At 65.3% G+C, this 12,912-nt stretch carries 9 protein-coding genes; 6 read left to right on the top strand and 3 right to left on the bottom strand.

Going from position 1 to position 12,912, the window contains the following annotated elements; genetic code table 11:
• Positions 1–120 precede the first annotated feature (120 nt).
• From QFZ41_RS04420 to QFZ41_RS04405, 4 genes are all read left to right on the top strand, one after another.
• The gene (locus tag QFZ41_RS04420; RefSeq protein ID WP_429197632.1) at positions 121–495 is read left to right on the top strand and encodes a diacylglycerol kinase; all 375 of its coding nucleotides are present in this window, start codon (positions 121–123) and stop codon (positions 493–495) included.
• An 87-nt stretch (positions 496–582) separates the two neighbouring features.
• A complete protein-coding gene (locus QFZ41_RS04415; protein ID WP_429197631.1) occupies positions 583–1,206 on the top strand; it encodes a LemA family protein in 624 nt (207 codons plus the stop codon).
• Positions 1,206–2,102: a TPM domain-containing protein gene (locus tag QFZ41_RS04410; protein WP_429197630.1), complete on the top strand. Its 897-nt coding sequence runs from the start codon at positions 1,206–1,208 to the stop codon at positions 2,100–2,102. Before QFZ41_RS04415 ends, QFZ41_RS04410 begins: the two co-directional genes overlap by 1 nt.
• On the top strand, positions 2,102–2,602 hold the full coding sequence (locus QFZ41_RS04405; RefSeq protein ID WP_429197629.1) for a TPM domain-containing protein: 501 nt from the start codon (positions 2,102–2,104) through the stop codon (positions 2,600–2,602). Before QFZ41_RS04410 ends, QFZ41_RS04405 begins: the two co-directional genes overlap by 1 nt.
• Positions 2,603–2,773: 171 nt before the next feature.
• Here QFZ41_RS04405 and QFZ41_RS04400 read toward each other — a convergent pair whose 3' ends face one another.
• The 3 genes from QFZ41_RS04400 to QFZ41_RS04390 all read right to left on the bottom strand — a co-directional run bounded on the left by QFZ41_RS04400 (position 2,774) and on the right by QFZ41_RS04390 (position 11,039).
• Complete coding sequence (locus tag QFZ41_RS04400) at positions 2,774–5,794, bottom strand: TonB-dependent receptor (protein ID WP_429197628.1); 3,021 nt, start codon at positions 5,792–5,794, stop codon at positions 2,774–2,776.
• Between the two features lie 277 nt (positions 5,795–6,071).
• Entirely contained in the window at positions 6,072–8,948 is a 2,877-nt protein-coding gene (locus QFZ41_RS04395; protein WP_429197627.1) for a TonB-dependent receptor domain-containing protein, read from the bottom strand.
• Between the two features lie 111 nt (positions 8,949–9,059).
• A complete protein-coding gene (locus QFZ41_RS04390; RefSeq protein WP_429197626.1) occupies positions 9,060–11,039 on the bottom strand; it encodes an alpha/beta hydrolase family protein in 1,980 nt (659 codons plus the stop codon).
• A gap of 150 nt (positions 11,040–11,189) precedes the next feature.
• Between QFZ41_RS04390 and lgt the strand changes: the two genes are divergently transcribed.
• The gene (gene lgt / locus QFZ41_RS04385; protein WP_429197625.1) at positions 11,190–12,017 is read left to right on the top strand and encodes a prolipoprotein diacylglyceryl transferase; all 828 of its coding nucleotides are present in this window, start codon (positions 11,190–11,192) and stop codon (positions 12,015–12,017) included.
• 13 nt (positions 12,018–12,030) lie between these two features.
• On the top strand, positions 12,031–12,825 hold the full coding sequence (locus tag QFZ41_RS04380) for a thymidylate synthase (protein WP_429197624.1): 795 nt from the start codon (positions 12,031–12,033) through the stop codon (positions 12,823–12,825).
• The last annotated feature ends 87 nt before the right edge of the window (positions 12,826–12,912 follow it).

The following is a 12,912-nucleotide window of genomic DNA, read 5'->3' as shown; positions in this document are numbered from 1 at the left end:
CGGCCTGTGGCATGATACCGGCCCATTCCCAGCGCCCATCCAGACCCGATGCCGCAGTGTTCGCAAAATCCTGTCGTCCGGACCACGGGTCCGGCCTCGTCGCGGGCGGCCTGACCGCCCATGGCATCGACGGAGCGGCGCGGGCCGCGGCAGATCTACGCGGCGTTCCTTTGGTCAATGAAGGGCCTGCGGGCCGCCTTCCGGCACGAAGCTTCCTTCCGGCTTGAGGTTTTTCTCGCGGTCGTGGTCGTCCCCCTGGGTCTCTGGCTGGGTCAGGGCGCGGTCGAGAAGATCGTCCTCATCACCTTTCCGATCCTGGTCCTCTCGGCCGAACTGCTCAATTCGGCCATCGAGGCGGTGGTAGACAAGGTCAGCCCGGAATTCCACGAACTGGCCGGCCGGGCCAAGGACATGGGCTCCGCCGCCGTGTTCCTGCTGCTGGCCATGGTCGTGGTGACCTGGGGCCTGATCCTCGTCCCCCGGTTCCTGGGCTGAGGCCGGCCGCCCCACCGCGGTCCGGTCGTCCGCAAGCGCGGGCTTTAGGGTAAGTTGTTGCGGGCACACCTCAAGGAACCGTCCGCCATGAAGACACTCGTCCGCGCTTTCGCACTCCTACTTATCGCCGGGTTCCTCTCCGGCTGCGGCTACAACGCCATCCAGCGCGAGGACGAGGGGGTAAAGGCCGCCTGGTCCGAAGTGCTGAACCAGTACCAGCGCCGCGCCGACCTGGTGCCCAACCTGGTCAATACCGTGAAGGGCTACGCCCAGCACGAGGAGCGCGTGCTCACCGAGGTGACCAATGCCCGCGCGAAGGTCGGCCAGACCCAGATTACCCCCGAACTGCTCAACGATCCGGAGGCGCTGGCCAAGTTCCAGGCCGCCCAGGGCCAGCTGACCAGCGCGCTCTCGCGCCTGATGGTGGTCAGCGAGAACTATCCGCAGCTCAAGGCCGACGGTTCATTCCGCGACCTGCAAGCCCAGCTGGAAGGGACGGAAAACCGCATCACGGTCGCACGCAACCGCTACGTCGCCGCCGTGCAGTCGTACAACACGCTGATCCGCTCGTTCCCGAACAACCTGACCGCCAAGGTCATGGGTTACCAGGTCAAGCCGAACTTCAGCGTCGAGAACGAGAAGGCGATCTCGACCGCGCCGACCGTCGATTTCGGCAGCAACCCGGCCCCGGCTACCTCGGCCGGCCGCTGATGCGTCGTTTCGCGGCGGGGCTGTTGCTCGCCATCGCCCTGCTGGTGCCGCCCCTGGCGGCACTGGCGGACGACGCCGTCGTGCCGAAGCTCACCCGCCATGTCACCGACCTCACAGGCACCCTGACGCCCCAGCAGGTCGACCAGCTGGATGCCCGGCTGGTCGCGCTGGAGAAGGCGAAGGGATCGCAGGTGGTGGTCGTGATGGTGCCGACCACCCAGCCCGACGACCTCGAGGGCTATTCGCTCAAGGTCGCGGAGACGAACAAGGTCGGCCGGGAAGGGCCGGACGATGGCGTGCTGCTCCTGCTGGCCAAGAACGACCGGCGGGTTCGCATCGAAGTGGGCTACGGTCTCGAAGGAGCGCTGCCCGATGCGATCGCGTCGCGAATCATCCGCGAATATATGGCGCCGAAGCTCCGCGCTAACGATTATTACGGCGGTATCGACGAGGCGCTGAACGCGATCACGCAGATCGTGCAGGGCGAGGCTCTTCCCCCGCCCGTGGCACCCGACGAAAGCCATGAGAAGCGGCGCGGTGGAAGCGGGCTGCTCCTGCCGCTTATCTTCGGCGTGATCTTCCTGCGCGGCATCCTGGGGCGCGCGCCGCTGGGCGTACGCATGCCCCTCGGTGGCGCGATCACCGGTGGCCTCGGCTGGCTGTTCCTGCATTCCATTCTCGGCGGCGTGCTCGGATTGGTCGCCGGTGCCGTCCTGATGGCCATTCCTTTCGGCGCCGGCCGGTCGATCGGCGGCGGTGGCTGGGGTGGCTTCGGTGGTGGCGGATTCGGCGGCGGTGGTTTCGGAGGGGGCGGCGGCTTCGGTGGCGGCGGTGGAGGCGGCTTCAGCGGGGGCGGCGGAAGTTTCGGTGGCGGCGGCGCGTCGGGGAGTTGGTGATGGACATGCAACGTATCGCGACCAACCTGTTCGGCGCGTGGTTCCAGATCGGTCGACAGTTCCCGCCCGCGACGCTCGATGCCATCGCGAAGACGGTGTCCGAAGGCGAGGGAAGACATCGTGGCGAATTGCGCGTGGCGATCGAATCGCGCCTGCCGTTTTCGGCGGTCGCCGCGGGTGTTACCGCGCGCGATCGCGCGGCGATGCTGTTCTCGCACCTGCGCGTCTGGGATACCGACGACAACTGCGGAGTTCTTCTTTACGTGCTGCTCGCCGAACATCGCATCGAGATAATCGCCGACCGCGGCATCGCGAAAGTCGTGACGCCGGCCGAGTGGGCCGCGATCACCACGCATATACGCGACGAATTCGCCCAGGGACGCTTCCGCGAAGGCCTGCTCACCGGCGTGTCGGAAGCCGGCGCCTTGCTGGCGAGGCATTTCCCCGGCGACGGCAAGCCGCGCGAGAACCAGCTACCGGACCGCCCCCTGGTCCTCTGACAGAGCTTTGGTGGGAGCCGGCCTTGTCGGCGATGGGCGCTTGCCGCGACCTGGCCCGCTGCCGCGGGATCGCCGACAAGGTCGGCTCCCACCAGTGTTCGACAAAAAAAGGGCCGCCCGGATGGGCGGCCCTTTTCGCGTCCGCGTCGCCGAAGCGACGCTTGGCAGGTCTTACAGGCTGAAGTCGTACTGGACCATCAGACGCAGGTAGCGCGGCGTCTGGTAATAAGTCGGCACGCGATAGGTCGTGCTGTAGTACGTCTGGTCCGCACCGTTCTCGGCGATTTCGTTGATCGCGGTGGGCTTGTCGTTGTTGAACAGGTTGATCAGGTCGAGCTGAACGGTCAGGCCCTTGGCATAAGCCGGGGTGTAGACGACGTTCGGGCTGACCGACCAGTTCCACGGCAGGCGCTTGGCACGGCCACGACCCGAGATCTTGCCTTCGCAGTAGAAGAACTCGGAGTTGTAGCTCGGGATGCCGCCAACCGTCTCGTCGCCGCCGCCGAAGCAGCTGGTCGGACGACCCGATTCGAGCAAACCGTTCACACCGACCGACCATTCCGGCGTGATCTTGTAACCGCCGTAGATCTTGAAGCTGTGGCGACGATCGTTCGGCAGGTAGCCGGTCGCGCCGACCATCAGTTCCGGATAGTCGAACGCGCTGGTCGTGCCGGTGTCGTCCTGACCGTTGTCCGACTTCACGAGACCTTCGGTGTTGCCGCGGTTCTTCGACCAGGTGTACGACGCATTGACGTACCACTTGTCGGTCGCCTTCTCGGCCGAGAGCGTGACGGCTTCGTACGTGCGCTTGGCCTTCTCGCCGAACGCGGTGCCCGGGATGGACACGTTGCGCAGGACGCCGCTGCCGTCGAGGTCGACGTCGATGTTGACCTTGCTGCCCGGGTTGTAGATGAAGCAGCCCGGCATGGTCGACGGCGGGGTGAACTGGTCGCCATTGGCGTCCATGTCCAGGCCGATCGACTTGCCATAGGCGTAGAACGGACGCCAATCGCAGGTGTCGTCGATGGCGTTGTTCAGCTTGCGGTACGTGGCCTTCGCGCCGACGACCCAGTCGTTGAGGAACTCGTTGTCGCTGGTGATGCGGTGCTGGAAGCCGAGGATGAATTCATCCTGCGAGTACGGCTTCAGATCCTTGGTGGCGACCGAGCGCGGATCCGGCGTGCTGCCGTTCTCGCCGTTCACGATGGACTGGCCGCTGAGCGGCGCGCCCAGGGTCGGAACGCCCGTGACCGGATCGATCGACGAGTATGAGAAGTTCTGGATCGTGTAGTACGACGCGGTCGCGGCGCGCAGAGCGACGTTCGCGGCGATCGGCAGCGAGTAGCGGCCAGCCGTACCGAAGATCTTCGTCGTAGAGTCACCGAACAGATCCCACGAGAAGCCGAGGCGCGGCTGCCAGATGTTGCCCTGGCGGACGAAGTTCTCGGCGGCGCCGTTCTTGTTGTTGAACGAGTCGTTGCGCACGCCGATGTAGGCGAGGAACTTGTCGGTCACCTGCCAGTTGTCCTGCAGGTACCAGGACTTCTGGTCGATCGCGACCGAGCCGCCCGTGCGGTAGTTATACTGCGACACGTAATCGGTGCCCGCGGCGTTCGTGCGGTAGTAGTACAGCGCGCCACCCGCGTAGCTCTGGCCGGAATCGGACTTCCACTTCTCACGTGAGTAACCGCCGGCGATATCGTGGTCGCCGATCTTCCAGTCGAGGTCGACGCGGTAGGCCGTGCGCTGGTCTTCGCCGTTGAAACGGTCGATGGTGCTGGCTAGGTAGCACGAATGGACCGGGTCGGTCACGCCGCTGAGCGTGCTGGAACGACGGTCGATCACGTACGGGCAACCGGAATTGGCGCCGTTGATGTCACCGTTGTACTTGGTGACGGTGCCGTCCGCGCTGACATAGTCCGAAGAGTTCTTGCTCTTCATCTTGCCCCACTGGGCGGACAGGGTCAGATCGTCGGTGAGGTAGCTGGTGTACTTGAAGATGTTGACGTCGCCACCGGTCTTCACATGGCGACGGCCGAGGTAATCATCGGTGAAGGGCTTGCCCTCGCCGTCGATCTCGGAGTTGTAGTAACGATTCGTCGTGTGCTTCGTGTTGTTCATCCCCGTCCACTCGAGGATGTTCGAATCGTTGATGTTCCAGTCCAGCTTGATCAGGTAGAACGGATCGCTGTACGTGTTGCGCTGCGCGGCGGCCGAGCTGGTGGCGCCCGGGTAGGCGGTTTCGGTTTCGCGGTGCGACTGGAAGATGCCGTAGAAGAACAGCTTGTCCTTCACCAGCGCGCCACCGAGCCACGCCGAATAGACGTTGTCGTTGTCGTTGTTCTTCTGGTAGGTGCGGTAGAGGTTGCCGTCCTTGGTGTGCGTGGTCGGCTGCTGCTCACGACCCCAGGCGGGGGTGTAGACCCAGCTCGCGCCACCCTTCCACTCGTTGGTGCCGCGCTTGGTGATCACCGAGGTCACGCCGCCGGTGGAGAAGCCGTACTGCGCACCGTAGCCGCCGGTCTGCACGTCGAGCTGCTGGATGGCCTGGAAGGGCACTTCCGAGAACGACAGGTTGTTGTACAGGTTGGTGACGTTGAAGCCGTTGACGTAGTAGCTGTTCTCGGCGACCGAGGCGCCACCGAACGACGGCAGGTTGCCGAAGGCGGAGTCGCCCTTGACCGTGCCCGGGGTGAGCGCGGCGACGTCGACGACGTTGCGCGGCACGGGCAGGCTGTTGAGCTGGTCGGCGGTGAAGCTGGTGCGCGACTCGACGGAAGCGACGTCGATCGCGGCGAGGGCGTTGGCCGACACGGTAACGGTGTCGAGTGCCTGCGCACTGCCGTCGGACGTGGCCGGCGCGGCGAAGTTCACCTGCGCGGACTGGCCGGCGACGACGTTGATGTCGCGGCTGGAAACGGTCTGGCCGTTCTGCTGCACGTTGATGCGGTAGCTGCCGATCGGCAGCGACGAGGCGCGGTAGCGGCCGTCTTCGCCGACGGTGACGGTGCGCGAGGCACCCGAGCCGAGGTTCTGGATCTGGATGGTCTGCGACGCCGCGGCGCTGCCGTAGATGTCGCCGACGGTGCTCTGCGCATAGGCGGTGCCGGCCAGCAGGCAGGCGCCAAGTGCCGAGACGAGCGCGGTGCGCTTGAACACGCGAGAGCGCGCGAACAGGGTGGTGCTTGTCATGAGGTCAAAGTCTCCCTGGCCCTGCTTTGCGGCAAGGCTGAACAGCTTGTAGTAGCGCCGCGAGCGGCACTCGTTTGTGGGGGTAAACAGGGTCTGGAGTGTGGGGACACTCACGTCGCGCCAACCCGGGGCGCCATGCGACGTAACGCGAACATAACGCGAGGGTCATGCTACTGCAAGAGTTTGAGACCGATTCCTATCCAGACCTGCGGAAATGCACTGGATCGTGCGAAGTAAGGAATTTCCTGCGTGCGGCATGGTGCCGCACGCTTGCCGCTCAGAACTTCTGCTGGTAGCCCACGTAGAAATAGCGGTCGATATCGAACGCGGGATTGTAGGGCGGGCTGCCGCCGCCAGCGCTCGACACGTTGTAGTAGAACGGCCCCTTGCGACCGAACACGTTGTTCACACCCAGCCGGATATTGCCGTTCCATGGTGCCTGCCAGCGAAGCTGGAAATCGTGGAAAGCGACGCCGCCCTTCCTGCTGACGCCGGTGACGCCGGTCAACGCGTTGAGTTCGCCGGGACGGTTGCATTCCACATCCGTCGACCAGCATGAATCCTTCAATCCTGAAAAATACCGCGTCGTCCACGTCGCGCCGAAGCGTCTCCACGACCAGTCCAGCGAGAGGTTGGAACGCACGCGGTAGAGGCCCTGTACGCCACTCATGTAGCCAGCCAGGTGGCGCGGCCCGGCGCCAGGGCTGCTGACCTGGGTGTAGTCCTTCAGATAGGTGCTGTCCGAAAGCAGCGTGAACTCGCCATAGCGGGTTTCCGGGAAACGATAGTGCATGCCGAGGTCGTAGCCCTCGGTGCGCAACGTGCCCAGGTTGGCGAGGCTTTCGTCCAGGGCGGCGATGTGGCCGTCGGCGGCGCGCGTGAAGCGCCCGCACCAGGTGGGATCGTTGCGTACGTAGCAGAAATCGAGGATGTCGCCCGCGAGGATTGGCATGATGACATCGCTGATGTCGATCTTGTAGTAGTCGAGCGTGATGTCGAGCCCGTCGACATAGCCAGGGCTATAGACGAGACCGGCCGTCCGCGTGATCGACGATTCCGGCTTCAGGGCCGGATTGGCGCCGGTGCGGAAGGCCGTCGGGCTTTGTCCACCGGTCGTCGAACCGATCTGCGCGCCGGACTGGTCGATCTGCCGGTAGTTGGCGGGCACGCCCGCTGCGCCACAGCGCGCGCGTACGGCGGCATCGGTGGCCGATGCGCCGAAGGCGCTGTCGCAGGGATCGAGGAAGCTCTCGAAGCTCTCGCTCGATCCGGCATAGAGATCCGCCACGGTGGGCGCCCGGAATCCCTGGGCATAGGTCCCGCGTAACAAGAGGTCGTCGAACGGCTTCCAGCGAAAGCTGTACTTGTTGTTGGTGCGGCCGCCGAACGCGGAGTAATGCGAATAGCGGGTGGATGCGTTCACCGCGAGTTCGCGCGCCAGCGGCAGGTCGGCGAGCAAGGGTACGTCGAATTCGAGATACGCCTCGTTGACGATGTAGCCGCCGTTGGTGGGGTCGCTGGCGAGTTGCGTGGTCAGGCCGGCGGAGTCCGCCGGATCGGGGGTGTAGCGGCCGTTCTCGCGACGATGCTCCAGGCCTCCCGCGGCGCGAAGCGTGCCGGCGGGAAGGTCGAGCAGGCCTCCGGTGAGATTGGCGACCATGTCGTTGGTGCGGGTGACCTGGCGGGCGGTGGTGGTGGACGCCACGTAGTTCCACACCGCGTCGGGCGTGCCACCCGGCCCCGCCAGGATGTTCCATGGCACGCAGCCCGTTGCGCGGTCGGCGGCATCCGCACAGGCGGCCTGGCCGTCGATCGTGGTCGTGGGCCCCAGCGCCTTGCGTGCGTTCACCAGGTTGATGTTGCCGCTCGTGGTCCGGCTCGCGCGCGTCTCGGAGTAGGCGTAGGTGACATCCCAGTTCCAGGCGTGATCGATCCACTGGAACGTGCCCTCGGCACCGGCATCCGCATGCAGGCTCTTGCTCTTGGCCCAGATCATCCGTGGAAGTTCGGTGGTTCGCCGGAAGAACGGCGTGGCGTAGCCGGGGAAGGGGTTATATGCGTTCTCGGGATCGATGAACAAACCTTGCTGGCGCCCGGCCCCGCTTTCCAGCGGATAGCCAGCGGCCTGGCTGCGCGTGTCGCGCACGCCGTAGCTGGCCATGCCGCGCAGGGCGACGTCGTCGGTGAGGTTGTAGCGGCCCGTGCCGAACAGGTTGCGCAACTTGCTGCCCGCGCGGAAGGTCATGTCCTGCGCGGTCGAATACTTGTCCGCGTTGCTGCCGACATTGTAGGGGTGGTAGTTCGCGAGATTCGACGTATCGCCCACCACGCCGCCGTCATGGTTCACGACGTAGCGGCTTCCGGTGAGAGGATCGACCACGCCGCCGTAAGGGCCCGTACCGTAGCCATCGTCGGGATGCCTTGGGCCATAGGCGGTACCGGTGATCGAACGCTTGCCGTCGCGCAGCGCATCGGCGTCCTCGTAGCTCGCGCCGAGGATGATCGATCCGCGCTGGTCGCTCTTGCCCCAGGTGAACGTGCCGTTTTTCTGGGCGCCGTCGCCCTTGCCGTTGACGCCGTAGAAGACGTCGGCGGACGCGCCTTCGAAACGGTCGGTGGTGATGATGTTCACCACGCCGCCGATCGCGTCCGATCCATAGATGGACGACGCGCCGTCTTTCAGTACTTCGATGCGTTCCACGATGGAAACGGGGATGGTCGAGAGGTCGGTCAGTCCACCGAGGCTGCTGGTCCAGCGGCGCCCGTTCACCAGGACCAGCGTGCGCACCGCGCCCAGGTTGCGCAGGTTGGCGTAGCGGCCACCGGCGTCGTTATCCGAGGACAGCGTGTCCTGAGGGGTGATTTCCGGCATGGAAGCGGATGGCATGCGGGCGACGATGTCGCCCAGGCTGGTGAGGCCCGTGGCGCGGATGGCCTGGCGGTCCATGGTGAAAACCGGCTGGGCGGTTTCCACGTCGGTCCCGCGGATGCGCGAGCCGGTGACCGTGACATTGACCGGAGCCAGCATCTCGGCGGAGGAAGGCGCCGTTTGCTGCGCCCTCGCGGTGACAAGCGGCAACGCAGCCAGGAGCGAAGACGCGAGCACCATGCGTCGCAGCGCGACATGGCGCCGGTGCTCCGAACTGACGTGCATACCCCATGACCTCCCAAGCCCCGCCATACCCCACCCGGGCGCGACGATCACGCGACCATAACGCCTGGGGTATGGCGGGCGCAACCGCCGGAGCCGGGCGGGGCGGGTGGTCTATGGGGCGACGGCAGCGGCCGCTGCCTGGCCGCTGCCGATGTTCTTCTCCAGGAATGCCTGCAACCGGTTGTAGAACTCCTCGATGTTCTCCGGCTTCACGAAGCCATGCCGCTCATCGGGTTTGGTCAGGGTTTCGTAGGGCTTGTGCGCGGCGTCGAGCGCTGCCCGCATGGCCTTGAACTGGGCGAAGGGCGCGCGTTCGTCGTCCTCGCCGTGGACCAGGAACACCGGTACGTCGATCTTGTCGGCGAGGTGCGTGGGCGAGTTCGCGGCGAGGTCGGCCTGGTCTTTGCCGATGACCGTGGTGAGATAGCTGCGGCCCGACTTCCTGTCCTTGATGTCGCCCTTGTTGTACATCATGTCCAGGTCGTAGATGCCGTCGTAGCCCACGGCGCACTTGAACATGCCCGGTGCGCGCACGGTGGTCATCATCGCCGCGTAGCCGCCGAAGCTGGCGCCATAGACGCAGACGCGCCTGGGATCGGCGAAGTTCTCGGCGATCGCCCACTTCACGCCATCGATGAGGTCTTCCTGGATGCGGGTTCCCCACTTCAGGTAACCGGCTTGCTCGAATTTGCTGCCGCGCCCTCCCGAACCGCGGTAGTTCACCTGCAGCACGAGGTAGCCGCGGTTGGCCAGGAACTGCGCGTCGTCGTCGAAGAACCAGTCGTCGGAGATGCCGTGCGGCCCGCCGTGGGGAACGAGCACCATCGGCAGGTTCGCTTCGTTCCGGCCCTTGGGGAAGGTGAGGATCGCTTCCAGTTCCATGCCATCGCTGGCCTTGAAGCGCATGGGCCGGCGTTCGGCCATCTGTTTCGGATCGATCCAGGGTTTCGCGTCGAATAACTTGCTCACCTTGTAGGTCCTGGTGTCGATGAGCATGTAGCGGCCAGGCTCGCGATCGCTGGCCACCTTGAACATCAGCTGGCCGCCGTCTTCGCTGAAGTCGACGAAGCTGAGGAAGCTGCCGGGGAATTTCTGCGATAGGGCCATGTGCAGCTTCGAGATCGGCGCCTGCGGATCGATGTACGTGGCCTGGGGCACGCCGGTCGTCGCGACGGTGCCGAAGGGACGCAGCGGTGCCGGTGTCCACAGGCCCGACGAGGCGACCTCGCTGAAGTCGTCCTTGCGAATCACGCGCAAGTTGCCGCCGTCCTCGTCCTGCTCGACGAACTCGCCGCCCTTGCCACCCGGGCTGAAGACCGCGTAGACGCGGTTGCCGTTCCCGGCGACGGTGGCCACCGGGGTGAAGTTCTGGCGTTCTTCACTCGCCTGCAGCTTGGTCCAGCCACTGCCGTCGCGGTGGAACACCACCCACTTGAAATCATCGTCGGTTCCGAAGGCGAAGCGGGGCGTGCCGTCCGGCGCGATCATGAAGCTCATGCGGCCGATGCCGATGTCGGCCATCTGCCTGCGTGCGCTGGTCCTGGCGTCGACGTCGTAGAGCGTGCTGCGGTCCTGGTCGGCCCATGCGGTCGCGCGCATGTAGAAGTGGCCGTTGCTTTGCACCGGAGCGCCCTCGATCGTGCCCCAGCCACGGTCGAGCGCGCGAGTGGCGGCGCGCTTGCCGTAGGCCTCGAAACCGTAGAGGTAATCGGGGTTCTTGCCGTCCACGTCGATCGCCATGAGTTCGCCGGTGTACGAGGCGGCGCCGATCGAGCCGTCGACCTTGCCGCGCGCCACCACGAGGCGGGTGGGGCTGGTCCAGATCATGTCGGCCGGCATCTCGTACGGCGGCATGCGGATGAGGGTCGCGGGCTTGCTCATGTCGCCCACGCGGTAGATCGCCAGGCCATGGTTCTTGCCATCGGGATCGTGGTAGGCGAGCGAGACGTATTGTCCGTCCGGAGACAGGCGCGGGCTGGTCAGCGGCATGCGCCGGGCGAAGTCGCTGACCGGGATGAGGTCGGTGGCCACGGCGGTGGCCGAAGCAAGACAAAGCGCGGCCACGATGGGCCGCACGAAGCGGTACGTCATGAATTCCCCCTGGTTCGATGGATCCGTATCGTGTCGTCCCCCCGGACGATCTCCGATGGCCGATATAGCCGATCGGCGCCTCCACGGCAAGCCGACCTTCGGTCATGGCGGGGCGGTACACTTGGCGCCTGCTTTCGATCCGGGCACGCCATGGCCACTCCGTTCGTCGTCAATATCAAGTCCGTCGCCTTTTCCCTGGGCCCGATCAAGGTCCACTGGTATGGCCTCATGTACCTGGGTGGCTTTCTCGGCGGATGGGCGCTCGGCGAATACCGCCGCCGGCAGGGCCGCCTGCCGGTCAACGCCGACCGCTTCGGCGACCTCATGTTCTACGCGATGATGGGCGTGGTGATCGGCGGGCGGGTCGGCTACATGCTGTTCTACACGGCGATCAACTGGATCTGGACCGATCCGCTCGCGATCTTCCGCATCTGGGACGGCGGCATGTCGTTCCACGGCGGGCTGCTTGGCGTCCTCGCGGCCGGCCTGTGGTGGTCGCGGCGCAATGGCGTGAAATTCTTCGACACCGTGGATTTCGTGGCACCGCTGGTGCCGGTCGGCCTGGGCCTCGGCCGCCTGGGCAACTTCATCAATGGCGAACTCTGGGGCAAGCCGACCGACCTGCCGATCGGCATGATCTTTCCGAACGCTCCCGACGCGCTGCCCCGGCATCCGAACCCGCTCTACGAGTTCGCGCTCGAAGGCGTGGTGATGTTCACCGTGCTGTGGCTGTTCTCGATGAAGCCGCGTCCGCGCTACGCGGTATCGGGCCTGTTCGGGCTGCTGTATGGCTGCTTCCGCTTCGCCGTGGAATTCGTTCGCGTGCCTGACGCGCAACTGGGCTATATCGCCTTCGGCTGGCTCACGATGGGGCAGATACTGTCGCTGCCGCTGATCGCGGTGGGCATCTTCCTGCTGCTGCTTTCGCGCCGCGCACCCTATGCACCCGTCGCGGTCGTGCCCGCGACGGCCAACTGATATCGTCTTCGCCATGCAGCCCTATCTCGATCTCCTCCGTCACGTCCTCGAGCACGGCGCCGAGAAATCGGACCGCACCGGCACCGGCACGCGCAGTGTGTTCGGCTGGCAGATGCGCTACGACCTCTCGAAGGGTTTCCCCCTCGTCACCACGAAGAAACTGCACCTGAAGTCGATCGTCCACGAGCTGATCTGGTTCCTGCAGGGCGATACGAACACCGCCTACCTCAAGGAGCACGGGGTAAGCATCTGGGACGAGTGGGCCGACGCCAACGGCGACCTCGGTCCCGTCTACGGGCGCCAGTGGCGCGCATGGCCCACCGCCGACGGCAAGGCCGTCGACCAGATCGCCTGGGTGGTGGACGAGATCAAGCGCAATCCGGATTCGCGCCGGCTGATCGTCTCGGCGTGGAACGTCGGCGAGTTGCCGAAGATGGCGCTGATGCCGTGTCATACGATGTTCCAGTTCTACGTCGTGAACGGGAAACTCTCGTGCCAGTTGTACCAGCGCTCGGGCGACATCTTCCTCGGCGTGCCGTTCAACATCGCCAGCTATGCCTTGCTGACCCACATGGTCGCGCAGGTGACGGGCCTGGAGCCGGGCGATTTCATCCATACCCTGGGCGACGCGCATCTGTATTCGAACCACGTCGAGCAGGCGACGAAGCAGCTGGCGCGCGAACCGCGTCCATTGCCGAAACTGGTGCTGAACCCCGACGTCCGCTCGCTCTTCGACTTCCGCTTCGAAGACATCGGCATCGTCGATTACGATCCGCATCCCGCGATCAAGGCCCCGGTGGCGGTGTAAGTCAAACGGCCGTTAGTTCCCCCCTCAGGCGCGGAGGACTACTATCCGCTGCGCATGGGCCGCGTGCCCGACCGATCCGTCTTTGAC

It is taken from the genome of Luteibacter sp. W1I16 (genome assembly GCF_050434905.1).
In the GTDB taxonomy this organism is placed as follows: Bacteria; Pseudomonadota; Gammaproteobacteria; order Xanthomonadales; family Rhodanobacteraceae; genus Luteibacter.
Note: the sequence above shows the minus strand (reverse complement) of the source record. Positions and strands in the feature narration are given on the sequence as shown.

Excerpts from the sequence above, each read along its gene's own strand:
- QFZ41_RS04410 (WP_429197630.1), top strand. The coding sequence starts at position 1,206 with ATGCGTCGTTTCGCGGCGGGGCTGTTGCTCGCCATCGCCCTGCTGGTG.
- QFZ41_RS04380 (WP_429197624.1), top strand. The coding sequence starts at position 12,031 with ATGCAGCCCTATCTCGATCTCCTCCGTCACGTCCTCGAGCACGGCGCC.
- QFZ41_RS04390 (WP_429197626.1), bottom strand. The coding sequence starts at position 11,039 with ATGACGTACCGCTTCGTGCGGCCCATCGTGGCCGCGCTTTGTCTTGCT.
- QFZ41_RS04415 (WP_429197631.1), top strand. The coding sequence starts at position 583 with ATGAAGACACTCGTCCGCGCTTTCGCACTCCTACTTATCGCCGGGTTC.
- QFZ41_RS04420 (WP_429197632.1), top strand. The coding sequence starts at position 121 with ATGGCATCGACGGAGCGGCGCGGGCCGCGGCAGATCTACGCGGCGTTC.
- lgt (WP_429197625.1), top strand. The coding sequence starts at position 11,190 with ATGGCCACTCCGTTCGTCGTCAATATCAAGTCCGTCGCCTTTTCCCTG.
- QFZ41_RS04405 (WP_429197629.1), top strand. The coding sequence starts at position 2,102 with ATGGACATGCAACGTATCGCGACCAACCTGTTCGGCGCGTGGTTCCAG.
- QFZ41_RS04400 (WP_429197628.1), bottom strand. The coding sequence starts at position 5,794 with ATGACAAGCACCACCCTGTTCGCGCGCTCTCGCGTGTTCAAGCGCACC.
- QFZ41_RS04395 (WP_429197627.1), bottom strand. The coding sequence starts at position 8,948 with ATGCACGTCAGTTCGGAGCACCGGCGCCATGTCGCGCTGCGACGCATG.